The organism is Cryobacterium sp. TMB3-10 (genome assembly GCF_004402305.1).
In the GTDB taxonomy this organism is placed as follows: Bacteria; Actinomycetota; Actinomycetes; order Actinomycetales; family Microbacteriaceae; genus Cryobacterium; species Cryobacterium zongtaii.
Window position 1 is genome coordinate 1 of sequence record NZ_SOGH01000022.1, and the last position, 18,797, is coordinate 18,797.

The following is an 18,797-nucleotide window of genomic DNA, read 5'->3' on the forward strand; positions in this document are numbered from 1 at the left end:
CCCCCAGAGCAGACCAAATCCACGAACCTCGTCCGCGTTCCCGCCGGAAAAAGCTTGACCATCCAACACTCCTTGAATCAGAGCGTTGCTACGACCGTATGACTTTGCCCTTTGAGCAATACAACTATGTCCAAAATCACCACTCGAGGCGTCGGAATCCTGACGGTCGTGCTGCTCAGCCTCACGGCGAGCACCGGAGCGTGGGCGGCTGAGTCCGTCCCGGAAGCTCCTCCCGAACAGGTCGTTTCCTCCGCCCCAGCAGAGCAGGTCGCGCCTGTCGAAGCCGTGGTAGAGGTGCCCGCCTCGGCGTCTTCCCCTGCCCTCCCCACCGATGATTCCGTCACCGACGGGGCAATGAGGACGATGGCGACGCCGCCCCGCTGCGGCTCCCTGCCTCGAACCTCAACCGCCGAAGATGGCGTTCCCGGCTCGCGTATGTGGGCACTGATGCAGTGCCTGGCGAAGTTCGGGGACTACACCGGTCCGATCGACGGCGTGATGGGCCCGAACTCGTGGCGCGGGGTCCAGTACGTCCTCAGCTACCAGGGCGTTTTCACCGGGACGCGTACAGGCGTTCTTGACACGAAGACCATGAAGGGTCTTCAGCTCATGGCTGAAGGGGAAGGCTTCAGCACTGGCGGCGTCAACGGTGCACAGAATGCCCAGTCCTGGCGGGCAATTGCGGGATACCTCAACAAGCACTATGCCAACTAAGGAATAGCCCTGTGGCCCGACTCCCTCCGTGAACGCGGACGGGGCGGGCCACAGGCATCCCCCCAGTTAGGGAGTGATCTCGGGCCAAACAGTGGCTAGGCCACGCGGTTGATCTCGTGGACCCTGCAGCCTGGCGTAGTGTGTGCTCAGTGCTTCTGGGAGGTCCTTGGGGCGGTTATTATCGGGTCGTTCCGAGAAGACCGTGGACACGCCGGGGCACCAATATCGGCCTGCTGACGTGCAAGTGAGAAGGGGACACGTGTTCTCAATGGGGGCGTCCAGCCCGATCCGCCACCCGGACTCCAGCTCCCGCCCACTCATGACGCGTCGAGCGTGGTGGCTCGTGGTCTTGAACATCCTGTTGCCGGGATCGGCGCAGGTGCTCGCTGGCAGCCGAGGCCTCGGCCGGTTCGGCCTGCGCGCGTCTCTGAGCTTCCCCGCGCTGCTGGTAACGGCCGGTGTGGTGTACAAGGTCAATCCCGAGCTCGTGCTCACCGTGGCCACCAACTCAGTCGCGTTGTGGATCATCGCCGCCGTGATGCTCTTCTACAGCGCGCTGTGGGTGGTCCTGACCTTCGACACCCTCCGACTGTCGCGCCTGGTGAGGATCCGACCCAAGGCTCGTCCCTACATTGCGGGGCTGGCCACCGTGGTCATGGTCGCCGTCGCTGGAACGTCTGGCTACGGTGCGTACGTTGCCACCACGGCCAGTGGGGTCCTCTCGACGATGTTCATCACCGCGCCGTCTGAGCCGCCCGCCGACGGGCGCTACAACATCCTGGTCATGGGTGGGGACTCCGGCTCTGACAGACAGGGTATGCGCCCGGACAGCATGTCGGTGGTCAGCATCGACGCCGACACCGGACAAGCCGTCATTATCGGACTGCCTCGAGATCTCAACCTGATCCCCTTCCCTGAGGACTCTCCGCTGCATGAGGCATACCCGGACGGCTATGGGTACGAGGACTACTGTGACGTGGACGCCTGCATGCTCAACTCGATTTACACCGAGGTGGATCAGAAGAGCCCGGAAATGTATCCCGACGCTGAGGCTGCGGGAAGCGAACCCGGCATCGAGGGCATGCGCGACGCCGCCCGCGGCATCACCGGCCTCACGATTCAGTACTACGCGCTGATCGACATGCAAGGATTCTCTGACCTCATCGACGCGCTCGGCGGTGTGGACATCAACGTGGCCGAGCGGCTGCCGATCGGTGGTCGGAATGAGGATCTCAGCGATGTCGAAGGCTGGGTCGAGGCGGGCCAGCAGCATATGGACGGTTGGACAGCACTTTGGTACGGCAGGTCACGCCACACCACCAGCGACTACGACCGCATGGCCCGTCAGCGCGTCCTGCAGCAGGCGATCCTCACGCAGTTCACGCCAGCGAACGTGCTCACCAAATTCCAGGGGATCGCGGCGGCCGGCCAGCAAGTGGTCAAGACAGACATCCCCCAGGGCGCGTTGGGCTATTTCACCAACCTGGCGGGGAAGACGAAGGCTCTCCCGATGAGCACCGTTGAGCTCGTCCCGGACAACGGCGTCGACCCGACAGATCCGGACTACGACTACATTCGTGGCCTGATCGCTGCTGCATTGGCGCCGCCGCCGGCAGCGGAATAAGCCCGCAGCTCGAGGGTCCTCAAACGCTGCAGAGAGCGCCGGCCACGCTCAGGCTTGGTCCGTCCTTGACAGTATGTCAAGGATGTAGTCGCGGTCTGTCTCTCTCGAGCCAACGCCGAAGCCGAGCCAGTCGGGCTCACCTATGGTCCCGCCGACCCTGCAGAAAAGGGCGATGTCCCGCCCGTCGCTTCCTTCGGCCCGGTTCTCGTTGGTGGCTTCGATGTAGATGCCGATTGCACCGTCGTCGCGGACCAATGAGATGGCACTGTCAAACGGGGCCCACGATATTCCAGAGGGCGAAGCCGGGTTGGCTAGTGACAGGGTCTGCGCCTTGCACAGAGCGTAGGCGTCGATTGGTTCGAGGGGGGTGTCTGCCCCGCGCACTTCCGCCGAGGGGGACGACGTGGGCTCGGTTTCGGCAGAAGATGCCGGTGGCTCTTCGCCCTCAGTCGGCTGCGCCACCGGGGCCGAGGGTGCGCAGCCCGTCAGGGCGAGGGACGCGAGGACGGCCAACGTTGGCAGCATGACTGTGCGTTTCATGGCTCAAGTATGTGGCCTTGAGTAACGCGTGTCGGTCAGCCGGCGACCCCCCTTTTGGGGGCAAAGGAACTGGGAGTTCCCGAACAGGCCTCGTCCATAGCAATCGTGCTCTGGCCCGAATGGGTTATCAGAGATGGGTCTCCAGGGCGATTTAGAGGAGATAGCTCTCTCCGTAGCGTCAGTTTCACCAGCAAAACGGCTGGTGAAACTACGGAAAGAGAACCCAATGGCTGTGCCAGCAAACGTTCTATCTTTTTACGCAGAATCCCGGTGGGGTAACCGCTTTGGCCTCATGGCCGAGTGGTACAGCTCGCTTGGCCACCGCGGCCATGACATCTACGCGTCCGGTGGCCAGGACATTCCGGCGCTTCGCGCCGGAGTCGTCCGTCTGACTCAGCGGTCCCCATATCTCGGGGGCACTGTTTGCATCGAGTCCGGACCGGGTGACTTCAGCGCATATTGTCACCTCGCAGGGATTCGGGTCAGCGAAGGAGAGTCAGTAGCCCAAGGTCAGATCATCGGCCAGGCGGCTTCGAACCAGGCTGATGCGGGCTCTTCGTGGGATGGCCCTCACCTCCACATGACCCGCGGCCCCGACAACCAGGCCGCGTTCGGTGGCCCGGGTCTTTCCGACCCCGCACCGCTCATCCGCGAAATCCTCGGAGGCGCGTCCGGCGGCGGGAACACCGGTGGCGGTTCCGGCGGGATCCAGATAAGCATCGCTCAGGGAAAGATTCTGCAGCGGGTGGCCCAGAAGGGCAACTACCAGGGCGACATCGACGGAGTCCCCGGAGTGAACACCTGGAAGGGTATCCAGACGGTCCTCACGGCGAAGAACTTCTACTCGGGTCCCATCGACGGAATCGTGGGTCCGAACACCTGGAAGGGTGTTCAGCGGCTGGCCCAGCTCGGAGGCTACGGCGGACTGGTGGACGGGTTCCCCGGCACCTACACCTATCAGGGACTCGAGAACTGGCTGAACTCCTCGCCCACCACAACCCCGCCGCCCGCCGGCTTCCAGGGCGTCTACGGGGTCGATGTCGGAACCAGTCAGCGTGGATTCGATTTCCAGGCGCTCCGCGCGGCGGGCTACCAGTTCGCAATCGTCAAAGCAGGCGGATCCAACGTCGTTCCCACCTACGTCGCACCTCATTACGTGACCGAGGTCTCGCGAGTCCGCGCCGCGGGCCTGCTCGTGGGCCACTACTGGATGGTGGGCTCAAACACGCCCGCCGTCGACGCCGCGTACTTCCTGGACAATCTATTCGACTACCGCGCCGGCGATATCCTGGCGCTGGACAACGAAGCGATCAACACCGGCCGCAAGTGGACCGACGCAGAAGCAGCGGTGTTCATGCGGGCCGTCAAGACTCGGCTCGGGTACGTGCCGTTCATGTACATCAACCGTGCGGATCTTTCGGGGAGCTCGTGGCCCGAGGTTCGGGCGCTGGGCGCCAAGCTGTGGATCGCCGCGCCGGATGGCGTCCCAGGGACGGTGAACATCACCGCGTTCTCTGACTGGGCGATCCACCAGTATTCGTGGACGGGCAACCAGAATGGCACCGATGTCGATCTGAACGTGGCCAAGCTGAGCGCATTTGCCGGCCTCACCCAGCCGCCGAACGGTGTCACCGGCCCACCTGCTGGCGCAATTCCCGGCAACGGTGGTTCTGGCGGTGCGACCCCGACGATCTCCATCTCCATCGCTGAGGGGAAGATCCTCCAGACCCTCGCCAAGCGGGGCAACTACGGCGGTGAGATCGACGGCATCCCCGGCACCAACACATGGAAGGGCGTGCAGAACGTCCTGACCGACCTCGAGTACTACTCCGGCCCCGTCGATGGGGTCCCCGGTCGCAACACCTACATCGGTCTGCAGCTGGTGGCCAAGGTCGGCGACTACTCCGGTGCCGTAGACGGGATCCCGGGGCCGGCGACGTGGGCAGGAATCGCGAAGTACCTCAGCGACACGGCCGGCGGAGCGCCCGACAGCTACGCAGGCACCATCCTGCAGCGCCTGGCAAAAGCGGGCGGGTACACGGGCGCGGTCGATGGTGCCCCGGGCACGAACACCTGGAAGGGTGTTCAGCAGGTTCTTGCTGGCTACAAGTATCGAGGACCGATCGACGGCGCGATGGGCACGATGTCCTGGGCGGCGCTTCAGCGGTTCGCTGCCAAGGGCGGCTACACCGGCATCGCCGACGGCGTGATGGGCACGAATTCGTGGGCGGGCGTCCAGGTCGTTCTGGCCAACTTCGGCTACGGCGGCGCAGCTGACGGTGCGCCGGGAACGAACACTTACCGCGCCCTGCAGCGCATCGCCAAGCTGGGCGGCTATCGCGGCCCCCTCGACGGGGTCATGGGTCCGCGCAGCTGGGCGGGTCTTCAGACCTTCCTCTACGGTGTCGGATACACGGGACCGCTGGACGGGGTTCCGGGCACCAACACCTACAAGGCGATGCAGAGCATGGCCAGTCGCGGTGGCTACCAGGGCCTGATCGATGGGATCCCTGGCCCACTTACGTACGGCGGACTGCAGGAGCTGCTCGCGTAATGGGTTGCTGAATCGTTGGTGAATGTGAGTGCCCGACAACGGGCACTCACATTTCCACGTGTGTCGGCCGCGCAACGCCGGTTCTCGTCAGATCAGGCACCTGTGACCAACGCAATAGCCCGGTAAATCTCACCGCAGCAGGGCTCGCATCGGGCAGCCCGAGCGGAGTTGAATCGGTAAACATTTGATCCAGCCAGTTCGAGACCTTCATGAGTTCGGTTTGGATTTCTAACACGCGAGCGTCCGCTGCATGCCCGTTGTCCCACGCGTCTTGACTTCTTTAGCCAGGGCGTGACTAGGGAGCTGGTCTAGCGTGGAAGCCCGACCAGACGCCATGTTCACCGGGGCTTGGCTACAGCCGAGTTCTGCTGACGTACTCCAGCGCGGCATCACTGCCGGTTGGGTCTGTCATCTTGAGGATCGTCTAGCGATCACTCCCCTGGCTGAGCAACACGCCCGGAATGACGCGTGTGGAGTTTGCCGCTCTTTGGCGGTGTTCTTTGATCGTTCCGTGTCGCTAGTTGCCGATGACGAGGATGCTGGCTGCGGCCTCGATGACGTCGTCTGTGATGGTGTCGAGCTGGTTGATCTTCAGTACCCGGTTGATCTGGGGGAAGAGTCGTTCGAGGAGGCGGAAGTTGCCGCGGGTGATGCGCTCGATGGCGGCGATCGCTTGCGTGTCGGTGAAGTCGTCAGGGTCGAGGCTCTTGCCGAGTCGTTTCCAATGGCGGTCGAGGACGAACAGGAGTTCTTCGCGGCCGAGGGTCCGGTAGTGGTGTGAAAATCCGAGGCGGCTGTAGAGCTGCGGATAGTGACGAAACCGTTCGTCGATGCCGGGCATGCCGATCAAGATTATCGCGAGGTGGGTGCGGTCGTGCTGGTCGCGGAGCAGTTCCAAGGCGGTGGGGGTGAGCCGTTCGGCTTCGTCGATGATGAGAAGTTCGACCAGACGGGTGACGTCCTTCTGCCGGACTATTTCCGGTTCGTGCATGAGGGAGCGGAGGTGTTCGTCGGCGCAGATCCCAACTTTCACCTGCCAGTAATCAATGTCGTGCATGAGGTCTTTGGGCCGACAGAGGACTTCGGGTGTGTAGAAGACGGTGCGAGATCGGTTCGCGAGGGCATAATGCTTCGCGTCGTCATCACCTCTGGGACCCCACTCGTTGATGTAGGGCTCGAGAGCGTCCCAGTTCGCGTAGCGGCGGGCGGAGTTGGTTTTACCAACGCCGGCGGCTCCGTGGCAGATCCCGATCGTCTTTTCTTTCCGAACGGCGTTGGCGAACTCGGTGAAACGTCGGTGTTCTTTGGTGACGATGAATGCCTGGTTCATCACTCGTCCTCTTCATAGGTGCGCAGCTTCGGACGCCGCTTCGTCGGTTCAGGGATGCGAGGTTCCTCGCGGGCGGCAACGGTCGGGATGCGATCGTTAATGGCTCGCCGCAGCTGCTTGCGACGGGCACGGCGGGCCGTTTCGATGTCCCGGAGGCTGAGCCGGAGGTTGGGGTGGGCTTCGTCGATGGCGGTGCAGATAAAGGTGTCTCGGTCGTAGACGCGGATCTCGGAGATGTCTCGGGGGTCGTATCGGATGGTGATGGTGTGGCCGACGAATGGGGCCAGGGTCGGGGCGAGGTAGCGCTGGCCTTGGAAGTGGATGCCGTCGCGCTGCACAACTCGGTTCTTGGGAACAGTAAGGAGTAGCCCGTCGAGTTCTTGAAGGCTGTCGGGCATCCGTGGCAGCCAGCCGTCGGCGACCCACGCGTCTCGTGGGGAGATCCCCAGCTCGCTGTGGGTTCGCCTGTTGTAGGTGCTGATGAACGCACCGATCGCACGGTCGAGCCCGGCAAGGTCGAGGACCGGAGTTGGCGTCCGGTTACCAGGCCCGAGGTGGCCGGGGAGGGTGGCCAGAAGTTCGGTGTTGACGGTGCCAAAGAACCGTTCGATCTTGCCGCGCCCCTGTGGCCGTCCGACGGTTGAGTGGATGATCCTGATGTGCAGGGCGATAGAGGTTCGTTCGATGTGGTGGCTGATGAAGTCGGAGCCGTGGTCGACGTGCAGGATGTCGGGGATGCCGCACATCGCCCACGCGGGGTCCGTCTTCCGCCAGATCGCCTGTCGGAGAGCGAGGGCGGTGTTGATAGCTGAGGGGGCGCCGGTGAAGACCATGTATCCACAGATTGCGCGGGAGTAGTCGTCCATCACGGTTGTCAGCCATGGTCGGTCAGGTTTCCCGTCGGCGCCGAGGATGAGTATGTCGAGTTCGGTGTGGTCGGACTGCCAGGTCTGGTTGGGATGTTCCGCGCGGCGGCGGAAGACGAGCTCGTGCTTGTCTCGGTACGAGACTGGCCCCTCCAGTGCCAGGGTGACAAGAGCCGGATCGAGGGCCTGGACGATTTGCCGCACGGTTGCATAGCTCGGCGCCGGCAGCTCACGCGCCTGAGCATCGGTGACGGCGAGACGATGCAGCGTGGCGAGACTCGGGCGCGGCCGGCAGAGTGCAAGTTGTTCGATGAACGCGACCGTCTCGGCCGAAGTTCGGCGAACACTCTTGTCTTTGCGGTCACGCGGGTCGAGGGATGTACTGCCGCCTGCCCGGTAGAGCTGGTGCCAGCGCTGCAAAGTCCGAGCGGAGATCCCCGTCTCACGGGCGAGGGCGGCGAGAGGGATCTGGTCTTCGACATGCAGTCGAAGAACACGCCACCGCTCGGCCGCGTCCACAAAGCACCTACACAGTGGTGCTTTCGCGGGCCGCTAAGGCCTGCTGATGCCGGTACAAAGTGGCACGACTCCACCCGACGAGCTTTGCCGCATCCTCCGCCGTGCGGCCCTTCGCCCGGGCCTCGGTGACGAGCTTGAGTTTGTCGGCCACGACCGCGGGATCGGACAAGGGCCGACCAAACTTGGTGCCGCCATTTCGGGCAGCTGTGATGCCTGCGTTCACGCGCTCGGTGATCAGCTCGCGTTCGTATTCGGCGAGGGTTGCGAGCATGTTCAGCATCAGTCGGCCCGACGTCGTCGACGGGTCGATACCGTCCGAGATGCTCTTCACCTGTATGTCACGCTCACGGAGCAGCTTCACGGTGTTGAGCACATCGATCAGGGACCGTCCGAGGCGATCGACCCTCCACACCACGACGGTGTCGCCGGGCTGGGCGTACTCGAGCAGCTTCTTTATCCCGGGGCGTGAGATCGCGGTCCGGCTGCCGGAGGTGACGTCGGCGAAGATGTCCCGTTCTTGCACGCCCGACTTGACCAGAGCGTCGACCTGCAACTTCGCGTCTTGGCTTCTGGTGCTGACCCGTGTATATCCAAGATGTCTCACGTATCCATTCTGCCTTAGAAATTACTAGAAGCGGTGGAACAAAGACATTTCACGGTGAGACATCTTTCCAAGACAAATTGCCTCCCGGAAATCCGCCACTTCGACGCGTCGGTTGGAGAGAGTTCACATGTCTCGAAATGCTTTACCTTTCTGAGACTGCACGTCGCGGTCGCCCTGCACGCCGTCGGCGTCTCATAACTGACAGTGAGTGCGGGTAACCGACCAGGAGGTTATGCAACGCGGTTGCGAGATTCTCCGCGCACCGAAATCCCTAAGGTCCTTGGAGGGCCCCGATCGTATCGGTGAGACGCCTCATATCCCTAGGGATTCGAGACTCCCCTCTCCTCTGAGCCGGGCTCGTCGTGAGCGATGAGGAAGTCTGCCCAGGATTAGAACTGCGCGAGTGAGGGCATCCTCTCGTCAATCTGAGTCCGTGGCATGCGAAACATCGGGATGCCGACTGGTCATGATAAGGCCAGTGCCAAGCCGTTTATGAGACTTGATCAGTCGATCGAGTTCGGGTTCCTCCTATAGTCGGATCGTGAACTCGATCCCAGGGAATGAGAAGTGCCAATTGTGAGAAACAACACCGTGGCGATCAACAGCGCACATCGGTGGCTGGCAGGCTCTAAACGGTTCGCGATGATCGCGCTTCTGCCGGCCATCATTCTCACGGTTGGTTGCACGGCCCAGGCGCCCGAGCTGGTTGGTTCCTCGACCGTGAAGGCTGCGTTTATCGACTTCGTCGGTTCGGTTGAGGGAGTCAAGAGCGTTCGCACGAGAAACTGGCTGTCGGGGTTCCTCGAGCCAGGAACGATGGTTGTCTTTGACGTGACCTTGGGTGACGAGAGCGATTCTGCGGAGGTGGATTCCACGGCCCGGCTCATTACCGAATGGGTGCGCACCCGAGTCGATCCTAAAGCCGACGTCACTGTGTACGTCACCCTGTTTACAGCGGGTAACGCGGTAAGTCTTACCGCAGACGACGCGTCAAATTGGGCTCGTATACAGATCGTGGACCGTGCAGTTGCCAGTAGCGCAGTAGATCATGCGTGGCTTAGGGCACCTTGGCTGGAAGACCCTCGCAACTCCGATAACGGGACCAACCTCCAGCTCGTTTCGTCGCTGCCAGCGGAAGGGTTTACTTCCACCGCCTTCGCAGCGAGCATGGAGGCCTATCAGGCGTTTCTGCCCCCGGAATCCTCTTTCGTTACCGTCATCGACAGCGACCTCGCCTCCTACTCGAGCGGGTTCGAAACGAAATATCGATCTCTCACTTCGTTCGTTTCAGAGCCTCCCTCGGATGCGACATTGCAGTGCGTCGACCAGGTGGCGGTTGACCCTGGCGTCATGGGATATGACTTCGCTCCCGCCAGTGAATTCTGGAGCTCTACTGTCGATCTGCAGGCGGCGGACTCGGAATTGTCCAAAGCACGACTCTCTTGCCTCAATGACATACAGAAAGTGGAGTTCACCCTCGACGGCAAATGATGCTCGCCCATTCATCGCCTACGGTCCGCCGCATCTCATAACCTGGGTGCCTCACAACGCATGAAATACAAGACGCTGACTCCCAGTCAGCAACCAGGTCTATGCGCCAATTAGCGATCACAGAACGCCGTGACATAGCGGCAAAAATCACAGGCAACGACTTTTGAACAACTACACACCCGCGGAAAATCGCGGCGTCACCCAAGGTCGCCTGCACGGCTCATAAGCGATGGAATACGAGACGTAGGAGGTCTCCTCTTCACGCGACGAGCGGGCAGGTGGCGTGTCTCGTATCCGGACATGTCTCGCATGCCTAGGGATATGAGACGCGATTTCTAATCGCAGTATGGGACGAAAACCGTTGGGGTCGCCCATTGCACCCTGGTCGGTCGCTACCCGACTTCATGGACTGTTCGATCGGGTGAAACCCGAGCCCGTCATCGATATGCCCGCGCCGCGTACAAGCGCAGTCGCTGACATGATCGCGCAGTATCACGGAAGGCTCTGTCGTGCCCGGCGTCAGGAAGTACTGATTCTGGTCCCATATCATTGGGACGATTTCAATAACTGGGGGAATGAATGAATCGAGCAATCGGCGGGATAGTCGGCGCAGTGGCAACCAGCATGCTGCTGGCATCCTGCTCACCACCCGCCCAGCCACCCATGCCCACAGTTTCAATGACATCATCATCAACGCCGACATCTCAGCCGACTGATCCGACCGCGGCCGCAACGTGCGAGACTGTTTTCACCGCCGAGGAGTACAGCAGTCTTGAAGCCGACGGCTTCAAGCTGGAACCTGACATCTTCGTGCTCGACGATGAGATGCAGTCGATCATGGATGATGGCTTCGGATGCTACTGGACCCGCGGGGGCGGTGACGTTCGAGTGTGGTTTGCCCAAGCAGCACAAACCGCTGAGGACTGGGATGTGCACAAGCAGCAGCTTCTCGCGTCGGGCTGGACTGAGATTAACGCCCCCGTTGATGGCTCCATCCAAGCTTCCACCCACCCGGACAATAATGAGATACCCGCGATGGCCCATCGTGATGGTGTCACTTACTACGCCAGTTACTCAGCGTTCCTCGGATCTGTGGAGGCACTTCAGGGCTGATAGCTGTGACTAGAGTCTGCGTCTCGCAGAGCGAGCCTGGATGATCGCGCCGCGGGTACAGGTACCACCCGCAGCATGTGAAGGTTGGCGCTCGGAAATCTCACGCTGGAGAGCGAGCGGTGTCTCGCAACCGAAACGGCTTGCGCAGCCTGCTTCACGCCGTGCTCACGAACGCAAACCGATCGCCGGTCGCATGGCCACGGGTCCGTCAGCGTTTTCGCCAACTAAACCGTTAAGACGATGGCGGCGGGCGGGCCGCCCTCGGCGCGGCCGAAAAAGGGACGATTCCATCGACCCCGAGGTCATCTCGGATCAATCATCCAATTAGGAGATGACATTGTCCTTCGTCGGCGCGATGTTGAACGTCAAGAACCCCGCGGTGTCTGGGTCGCAAATTAAGAGATCCTTCACATCTGTCAGGATTTCCTGGCCGGTCTGAGGAATTCGGATCCGGATTGCATCTGCGCCGACGAGGTTGCAATTCGGGAAGCGGGTGCGCCCGCTGAATCCAATCAGCACATAGGCGGCGCCCCCGGGTTCCACGGAGACTACCTGGTCCGGGATGTCGTTGAGTTGTGAAACAGGGCCTCCCACGGTTAGACCGGATGAGTCGATCAAGTCAGCGTCCGGATACCCCGACAGCTCGCAGCCCGTCGAGGTCGTGTTGGTCAGCTTTATGTAGAAGAGGCCATCGCTCTCCGGGTAGTCCTGTTTGAAGATTTCCCTTGTCGACGTGAAATCGCAGCCCGCTGCTGGGACATCGGGCGTCGTCGAAGCGATTGCCGCCGGCGTCTCGCTTGATGTCGGCGACGCCGGGGAAGCTGAGTTCGTGGCGTCGGGTGCCGCGTCCGCGCAAGCCGTGAGTCCGACTGCCGCCAGGAGCAGCGTCAGCAGTCCCATTACTTGGATCAGCTTGCTAGGTCGAACGTTCATCTGGTGCCCCCCCGGTTTGAGCCTTGCTGTGTGTGCAGTATATGGCGGGCCGACGGTGTGGCAGCCGTCCGACCGCTGTGAAGATTCGGACCTTATCGCAGACTTGACCTCCGACGGGGTGAAGTGTCTCGCAACCTCAGAGTGTCAAACCCCATCGGATACAAGACGCTGCCCACCCGCTCTGAGACAACGAGGGTTACCAGGTCGATGCGCCAAAGAGCGATCACAGAACGCCGCCACAAAGCGCTAACAGTCACATATTCGAACGTATAAGTGACAGGAGTCTTGACCGTGCTCATGGGGTACATGCGCGTCTCAAAAGCTGACGGCACTCAAACGACCGACCTGCAACGCGCCGCACTTCTCGAAGCCGGGATCGACGCGGAGCTGCTTTATCAGGATCACGCTTCGGGAAAGAAAGACGACCGGCCGGGACTCGTCGCCTGCCTGAAGTCTCTTCGAGACGGTGACACTCTCGTTGTCTGGAAACTTGATCGGCTCGGCCGCGACCTGCACCACTTGGTCAACACTGTTCATGACCTCACTGCCCGAGGCGTCGGGCTCAAGGTCCTCACCGGGCAGGGCGCCGCGATCGATACGACCACCGCGGCGGGAAAGCTCGTGTTCGGGATCTTCGCCGCCCTGGCCGAATTCGAACGGGAACTGATCTCCGAACGTACCGTCGCCGGCCTCGCATCCGCCCGAGCCAGGGGTCGCGTCGGGGGCCGGCCCTTCACGATGACCCCTACAAAGGTGCGCACAGCGATGGCGGCAATGGGCAACCCGGAGACGAACGTCGGCGAACTCTGCGACGAGCTTGGCATCTCCCGACAAACCCTCTACCGACACGTGTCGCCAACCGGCGAGATCCGAGCGGATGGAACTCGGATCTTGAACCGTCCTGCTTCCGTTCGACGGACATCACGAAAGCCGTGACACACCGGATTACAGCGCAGGGGTCTGTCTCGAATTCGACGGCGATGTAACCTCTTCCCCTCGTGACCAGGTGCCGACGGCAGATAAGATCACGGTCGCCCACACACGAAACTGCCTTCAATTTCGACAAGCAGGGGTGGGGCGGCGAGGCCGGCAACGATAAGCACGGTGTTGGGTGGGAACTCGCCAGCCGGGAACCAGTCGGCGTACACCTCGTCACGAATGGCGTTGAAGTCAGGAAGGTTGTCGCGCCCGACAATGTAGGTCGTCAGCTTTACGAGGTCCGCAGGGGCGGCGTGCTGGGAGTCCAGCAGGGCACGGATGGCCGTGAAAACCAGGCGGGTCTGCTCGGCCGCACTCCCGGGGACTGTGCCAGTGGACGTGGCACCGATTTGTCCCGCAAACGTGGCCACGGGGGTGTCTTGGCCCACGATGCTGAGGTGGCTGTACTTGCCGGCGGGGGCAACAGCGGAGGGAGGGTTGCTGCGCTGGACGAGGCTCATGATTGACGGTACTGCCTTCAGGAGGGTGGTCGGTGCTTTGGTCAGGAGGACATTGCTGGAACAGGCACGGCTTTCTCGGCCGTTCCACTATCGGTTCGACCTGGGTTAGGTAGGACGCTCCCTTCCGTTGCTGACTCCGAGGCCCTCCATCACACCGACCGGTGGCAGCTGAGGGAGGCAGGTTTTTCAGCTGGCGGCCAGAGGCGCATTAATCGGGACTCGGGTCATTTCTGCCGACAGCATCCACAGCTTTCGCGCCATGTGTTCATCGAGGGCGACTTTGGCGACCGGAGCAACGACAGGGTTGCCTTTCAGATGGAAAAGACCCCCCGGCCCCACGAGAGTGCCACTGGGCAGATCCGAGACCGCTGCTGCAATCAAGGACCGTGCCCCGCCCGCGGCATCCTGAGCGATCACCGGGCCCAGAACCTTGTCGATAACCCGGAAAGCGACACTGCCCACATGCGAGGTCAGGCTCGTACGGGCGTAACCAGGGTGGGCAGAAAGCGAACGAACGCGGGATCCCGTCCCGGTCAGTCGGCGACCAAGTTCGCGCGCGAACATCAAGTCAGCGAGCTTCGATTGCGAGTACGCCTTGCCGGAATTGAAGCGCCGCCGGTCGTAGTTAGGGTCGTCGAGGTCGATCGAACCCGATCGGTAGTAATCCGACGTGACCGTCACCACGCGATCCCTGATCAGCGGCAACAGCCGCATCGTTAGGGCGAAGTGGCCCAGGTAGTTCACACCGAACTGAGTCTCGAACCCGTCCTCGGTCCGACCCAACGGCGGCATCATGATCCCGGCGTTATTGATCAGGACATCGATGGGTTCCGTTCGCGAATCGGCGAACTGCTTGATGAAGGACAAGCTGCCCAGCTCAAGGGTTGCAACGTCTACCCGACCCGGCGTTTTCGCAGCCGCAGCCTGTCCTCGCTGGAGGTCACGGACGGCCAAAGTGACATGGGCACCTCCTCGAGACAAGGTCGCTGCAACGACTTCACCGAGGCCCGAACTCCCCCCGGTGACAACGACCCGTTTGCCTGCAAGACGCGACGCGTCCTCGCTCAGCTCCATGAATGTCAATGAATCTCCTCCATTAGGGACCGCGCAACCTTGCCGACCCGACGATTTAACGCTACGCTACCGTCGCGTAGCTCATTGAAGGAGACAATCATGAATTTGCGATCTGTCCGTATCGTCACGACTGACGTACCCACCTCGGCCGGCGTCTTCGCTCGGCTCCTCGGTCGAGAAGCAAGCGGGTACCCGGAGTACATGGAAGTTCCGACCGACGGCGCCGTATTGGCGTTTTGCACGCCGGCCGGGTTGGCCGCGGCGACGACGGCGCTAGCCGGAAGCGCGCCGGGTACTCAAATCCTCGAGTTCGAAGTCGACGACCTCGATGAAGTCCGAAAAGAGCTCGATGATTCCGTACAGATGATCCAGACGCCAACAGTCCAGCCCTGGGGCAACCGTTCCATGATCCTCCGGACGGCGGACGGCACCCTCGTAAACTTCTACACACCCGTCCCCGACGCCGACCGGGCATGGCCATCCCAAAACTGACCGCGAAAGGAACTTCGGTGGCGAACAAAGAACGAGTCGACACTCGCGTCGAACGGACGCGAACAACGGTCCTTGCGCACACCTACGACCTCCTCGTCCAGGACGGCTTTTCAGGAGTGAGCATCGACGAGATAGCTCGCCGGTCCGGCGTGGCAAAGACGACCATCTACCGTCACTGGCCAACCCGCACACGACTGCTCCTCGACGCCTGCTCGAAGTTGGGCGTCAACCTCGAAATCCCCACTCAGGGCACCTTCGAAACCGACCTCCGACAAGTCCTCACAGACGTCGCGCAGCGGCTGGAGAACGCCGGCTGGGCGAAAGTGCTGCCCTCGATCATGGACGCCAGCGAACGAGATCCCGACGTGGCGAAGGTGCAAACCCTGCTCCAGACCATTTGGGCCGCGCCGGTGGTGCGGATCGTCGAGGACGCCGTCGCCCGTGGAGAGATCCGCCCCGGAACGGATGCCGACGTCGTCGCTGCAGAAGCCCTGGGACCGCTCTACTACCGCCGCTGGTTCTCACGCCAACACATCGACCCAGCACTCCTTGATCGCATCGTCACAAACCTCTGCCGATCGCTGACCGATGCTCGGTGAGCGTAACTCAACCCATCTCCTTAGACGGATCCGGCTCTAAAGGCGGATGTCGCGAGTCGAGAAAAGACCTGGCACAGGGTACAACCACACGTTTCCGCACGTAGCCTCGGATACCAAGGTGTGCACAAAACACCGGATATTTGTGCACCCAATCGCGAGCATTGACAAACACGCCCGGAATGACACGGCCGCGCCGCGTCCGGTAGACCCGTCCGAAATAGGTTCCGGTGAACGGGGGCGGCTTCAAGGGGTCGTAGCATTCCATCACGCGCTCGTGTTGTGGGCGGCGAGCTGCGCCGACCGCGCTCTGCCGATCTTCGGGGAGCAGCGACCAGGTGATGACCGGCCGCGCGTAGCGATCGCCGAAGGGATGACGTTCCGTCCCGAACGTCATCCCTTCGCCGGACGCTCGCGACCGACTCGGCTCGGCAGATTAGGAAGGCGCCATGGTGCATGGTACTGCATTCTCTTGTCCGGCGCAGCGCGTCCAGCGCCACGCATCCGAATACCGAAGGAATCATGTTCAAGAATCTCTCGGACCGCACGAGTTCGATCCTCTACGTAGTCCTCGTCGCCTCAGTCGCCGCGTCCACTGCCTCGTTCGCCGGCGGGCTCGTCCTCGCCATCTCGCCGCTGCTCGTGACCGCCCTGATGATGTTCGTGGTCACTCGGGACGGATACCGCGCGGAAGGTTGGCGCCGACTGGGAATCACCCGCCTCGGTCTCCGCTGGTGGCCGGTAGCGCTTGCCGCGACCGCGGGCGTCTCGGTCACGGCAGCGGGTATGACCGTCGTGCTCGGCTTCTCGCAGATCGCGGCACCCACCGCGGCCGCCTTGCAGGACCTCCTCTCGCTCTGCATCACCGGCACGGTCCTCGCTTTTGCTGAGGAGGTCGGATGGCGAGGGTACCTACAACCGCGCGTGGTGCCGTGGCTGGGTGAGAAATTTGCCTATCTCGGTATCGGTGTGGTGTGGGTCATTTGGCACCTCATGTACATCCTATTCACGCCCTTCTACCACGCTGACGGAGACCGATGGATCGTGCTCACGCTGTTCTCCGCCACCGTCATCGCGTTCTCCTTCCTGTTCGGCCAGCTTCGGACTCTGTCCGGCAGCGTCTGGCCGGTAGTGCTCGCTCACGTCGCACACAACGTCGCGTTCGCGTGGATCGGCTCTGCTATCGTGCTGACCAACCAGACAGTGCTCGTCAACGAGTACCTAGCGGGTGACACCGGGCTCTTCGTCCTCCTCGGCACCATCGCGACGGTGATGGCTATCGCAGCCCCAACGCGAGGAGCCCGCCCAGTAGCGCGGAATGACGAAGGAAAGGGCGCCCGAAAGGCGGCATCCCTCCACCGGTCGCATCGCGGATGACGAAGTCCCCATGCGTAACCGGCGGCGACAGGCCAGGTAGTTGCAGAGCGTTCTACCCACGCCTCGCGCTCGGCGGTACCGTGCAGCAGTAACACTGCGGTTGGCGACTTCGTGCGGCGGGCGGCCCAAGAACTGCGATCTCTCATGTTGCATCAGACGGAAATACCGCTCGTTTGCCGTGCTGGGCGATCTTGTCGGGCCGAAAGCCTGACCAGTGGTCGTGCTCATCGACCACCACCACCGGGGCCTGGCTGTAGCCGAGTTCCTGCGTGACGTACTCGGGGTCAGCTCACGAAACGGAATGAATAACACGGTAAGAGTTGAATCCGCTCTTCCCTAGTTGGGTGAACGTCATTGTTGGCGGGCTGGAACCCAGCGGTAGAGCGTGGGGACCGAGACGCCGAGGTCCTTGGCGATGTCGGCGTGGAGATTGCCCTTCAGCGCCCACTGAGTATTGCCGGTGAGCGCCAGCGGTTCAGCTCGCGCTCACCGACCTGGATCACGCCGCGTTGTCCGCGGTGTGTTCACGCATATTGGTGTCGCCGGTCTCGATCCATATCGTGTTGTGGATGATCCGGTCCATGAGGGCGTTCGCGTGGACTCCCGAGCCCAGCCGCTGGTGCCAGCCTTTCTGCGAGCACTGGGTGCAGAACACTGTCGGGGGAATCCGGCTCTATCTGATCTGCACTCCCGACGGAATGCCCGAAATCTGGGGCCTGGCTAACCCGAAAATCGGTGAACACGAACCCGCCGAAACAATGCTCCGCCATGACCGACACCTGCTCCACCTCGACCAAGTCATCATCGGCGACAAAGGCTTCGCCGGCCGCGAATTCGAGACGTTCATCACCGACAACCTCGGCGCGCACCTGATCCCTCACGACCGCAAAGACGAGAAGAAACGCTTCGGGAAGCTCGGCATCATCCGCCAATCGGTCAAGTCCGTGTTCGACACCCTAGTGGGCTAACTCACCCTCGAAGACCAGGGCGGCCGCCCCGTCCCCGGGCTCTACTCCCGCGTTGCTGGCCGCTTACTCGCCCTCGCCGCAGGTATCTGACACAACTGGCTAATCGGAACAGCCAACAAGCGATCCCTCATCGCCTAGGACCATTAGGACTCATTCAGCTAGGCGCCACCGCGCGCTCCAGGAACACGAAAAAACGCCCTTGTCGAGTGGAGCATGTAGCTCCGCCCGACCTGGGCGTCTGTTCTATGCCAGTAAGCGCCTAGAACCGCGCACCGGGGCTATAAAAGTCGTAGCCGACAGCGCGGTCGAGGTTCGACCAGCTGTTCGTGCCCATGACTCCGTCGATTGGTCCGGTGTACCTGCCTCCGTGGCTACCGTCAGCCGCCCAACGCTGCAGCGCCTTGTAGGTGTTGGAGCCCGGTGCCCCGTCAATAGGTCCGGTGTAGCCGTAGTACTTGGCCAGGAAACGCTGCACCCCCTGCCAGCTTGCGGTACCCATGGCCCCGTCGACGGGTCCAGTGTAGCCGTTGCGTGCAGCGGGGCCCTCCTGGAGTCGACACTGC

Annotated in this window: 19 protein-coding genes and 2 pseudogenes; 12 read left to right on the top strand and 9 right to left on the bottom strand. The window is 62.1% G+C overall.

The features are described from left to right. The first annotated feature begins 126 nt into the window (after positions 1-126). Positions 127-714: a hypothetical protein gene (locus E3T22_RS12175; protein ID WP_088458261.1), complete on the top strand. Its 588-nt coding sequence runs from the start codon at positions 127-129 to the stop codon at positions 712-714. 343 nt (positions 715-1,057) lie between these two features. Then, positions 1,058-2,338 (top strand): LCP family protein, encoded by a 1,281-nt coding sequence (locus E3T22_RS12180; protein WP_370028322.1) that lies wholly within the window; start codon positions 1,058-1,060, stop codon positions 2,336-2,338. Between the two features lie 48 nt (positions 2,339-2,386). Here the strand turns inward: E3T22_RS12180 and E3T22_RS12185 are convergent, their stop codons facing one another. Next, positions 2,387-2,593 carry a hypothetical protein gene (locus tag E3T22_RS12185; RefSeq protein ID WP_133160331.1) on the bottom strand — a complete coding sequence of 69 codons (207 nt, stop codon included), beginning with the start codon at positions 2,591-2,593 and terminating at the stop codon, positions 2,387-2,389. 577 nt (positions 2,594-3,170) lie between these two features. On the opposite strand from E3T22_RS12185, the pseudogene E3T22_RS19660 reads away from it, so the two are divergent. Both E3T22_RS19660 and E3T22_RS12190 read left to right on the top strand, forming a co-directional pair. Then, positions 3,171-3,452: pseudogene (locus tag E3T22_RS19660) on the top strand (M23 family metallopeptidase); the annotation flags it as partial. Positions 3,453-3,458: 6 nt separating this feature from the next. Beyond that, the gene (locus tag E3T22_RS12190; protein WP_240632544.1) at positions 3,459-5,432 is read left to right on the top strand and encodes a GH25 family lysozyme; all 1,974 of its coding nucleotides are present in this window, start codon (positions 3,459-3,461) and stop codon (positions 5,430-5,432) included. A 517-nt stretch (positions 5,433-5,949) separates the two neighbouring features. On the opposite strand, the gene E3T22_RS12195 is transcribed toward E3T22_RS12190, so the two are convergent. The 3 genes from E3T22_RS12195 to E3T22_RS12205 are packed head-to-tail and all read right to left on the bottom strand — an operon-like array spanning position 5,950 to position 8,751. After that, the gene (locus E3T22_RS12195) at positions 5,950-6,762 is read right to left on the bottom strand and encodes an AAA family ATPase (RefSeq protein ID WP_088458265.1); all 813 of its coding nucleotides are present in this window, start codon (positions 6,760-6,762) and stop codon (positions 5,950-5,952) included. After that, positions 6,762-8,147 (bottom strand): Mu transposase C-terminal domain-containing protein, encoded by a 1,386-nt coding sequence (locus tag E3T22_RS12200; protein ID WP_088458266.1) that lies wholly within the window; start codon positions 8,145-8,147, stop codon positions 6,762-6,764. Before E3T22_RS12200 ends, E3T22_RS12195 begins: the two co-directional genes overlap by 1 nt. 7 nt (positions 8,148-8,154) lie before the next feature. Continuing rightward, positions 8,155-8,751 carry a recombinase family protein gene (locus E3T22_RS12205; RefSeq protein WP_088458267.1) on the bottom strand — a complete coding sequence of 199 codons (597 nt, stop codon included), beginning with the start codon at positions 8,749-8,751 and terminating at the stop codon, positions 8,155-8,157. Between the two features lie 591 nt (positions 8,752-9,342). Here E3T22_RS12205 and E3T22_RS12210 point away from each other — a divergent pair. Further along, positions 9,343-10,242: a hypothetical protein gene (locus E3T22_RS12210; RefSeq protein WP_103461438.1), complete on the top strand. Its 900-nt coding sequence runs from the start codon at positions 9,343-9,345 to the stop codon at positions 10,240-10,242. A gap of 612 nt (positions 10,243-10,854) precedes the next feature. After that, positions 10,855-11,355, top strand: coding sequence for a hypothetical protein (locus tag E3T22_RS12215; protein ID WP_134480598.1), 501 nt, complete (start codon positions 10,855-10,857; stop codon positions 11,353-11,355). 324 nt (positions 11,356-11,679) lie between these two features. On the opposite strand, the gene E3T22_RS12220 is transcribed toward E3T22_RS12215, so the two are convergent. After that, positions 11,680-12,255 carry a DUF4232 domain-containing protein gene (locus E3T22_RS12220; protein WP_165789045.1) on the bottom strand — a complete coding sequence of 192 codons (576 nt, stop codon included), beginning with the start codon at positions 12,253-12,255 and terminating at the stop codon, positions 11,680-11,682. Positions 12,256-12,579: 324 nt separating this feature from the next. On the opposite strand from E3T22_RS12220, the gene E3T22_RS12225 reads away from it, so the two are divergent. Further along, positions 12,580-13,224, top strand: coding sequence for a recombinase family protein (locus tag E3T22_RS12225; RefSeq protein ID WP_088458308.1), 645 nt, complete (start codon positions 12,580-12,582; stop codon positions 13,222-13,224). 89 nt (positions 13,225-13,313) lie between these two features. Here the strand turns inward: E3T22_RS12225 and E3T22_RS12230 are convergent, their stop codons facing one another. Together E3T22_RS12230 and E3T22_RS12235 are read right to left on the bottom strand one after the other, a co-directional pair. Next, positions 13,314-13,727, bottom strand: coding sequence for a RidA family protein (locus tag E3T22_RS12230; RefSeq protein WP_088458271.1), 414 nt, complete (start codon positions 13,725-13,727; stop codon positions 13,314-13,316). 186 nt (positions 13,728-13,913) lie between these two features. Next, positions 13,914-14,801 (bottom strand): SDR family NAD(P)-dependent oxidoreductase, encoded by an 888-nt coding sequence (locus E3T22_RS12235; RefSeq protein WP_088458272.1) that lies wholly within the window; start codon positions 14,799-14,801, stop codon positions 13,914-13,916. A gap of 99 nt (positions 14,802-14,900) precedes the next feature. Here E3T22_RS12235 and E3T22_RS12240 point away from each other — a divergent pair, with 99 nt between their 5' ends. From E3T22_RS12240 to E3T22_RS12250, 4 genes are read left to right on the top strand one after another with little or no spacing between them, the layout of a single operon-like run. After that, positions 14,901-15,293, top strand: coding sequence for a VOC family protein (locus E3T22_RS12240; protein ID WP_088458273.1), 393 nt, complete (start codon positions 14,901-14,903; stop codon positions 15,291-15,293). A 17-nt stretch (positions 15,294-15,310) separates the two neighbouring features. Further along, positions 15,311-15,892, top strand: coding sequence for a TetR/AcrR family transcriptional regulator (locus tag E3T22_RS12245; protein WP_198415053.1), 582 nt, complete (start codon positions 15,311-15,313; stop codon positions 15,890-15,892). Positions 15,893-15,938: 46 nt separating this feature from the next. Continuing rightward, positions 15,939-16,457 (top strand): putative immunity protein, encoded by a 519-nt coding sequence (locus tag E3T22_RS19665; protein WP_370028325.1) that lies wholly within the window; start codon positions 15,939-15,941, stop codon positions 16,455-16,457. Continuing rightward, complete coding sequence (locus E3T22_RS12250; RefSeq protein WP_103461432.1) at positions 16,412-17,266, top strand: CPBP family intramembrane glutamic endopeptidase; 855 nt, start codon at positions 16,412-16,414, stop codon at positions 17,264-17,266. Before E3T22_RS19665 ends, E3T22_RS12250 begins: the two co-directional genes overlap by 46 nt. A gap of 499 nt (positions 17,267-17,765) precedes the next feature. On the opposite strand, the gene E3T22_RS19400 is transcribed toward E3T22_RS12250, so the two are convergent. Further along, entirely contained in the window at positions 17,766-17,921 is a 156-nt protein-coding gene (locus E3T22_RS19400) for a hypothetical protein (protein ID WP_279628315.1), read from the bottom strand. A gap of 7 nt (positions 17,922-17,928) precedes the next feature. Between E3T22_RS19400 and E3T22_RS12260 the strand changes: the two are divergent. Further along, a pseudogene (locus tag E3T22_RS12260) lies at positions 17,929-18,324 on the top strand (IS982 family transposase); the annotation flags it as partial. 169 nt (positions 18,325-18,493) lie between these two features. Here the strand turns inward: E3T22_RS12260 and E3T22_RS12265 are convergent. Next, positions 18,494-18,733, bottom strand: a complete 240-nt coding sequence (locus E3T22_RS12265; protein WP_088458276.1) for a hypothetical protein — start codon at positions 18,731-18,733, stop codon at positions 18,494-18,496. Between the last annotated feature and the right edge of the window lie 64 nt (positions 18,734-18,797).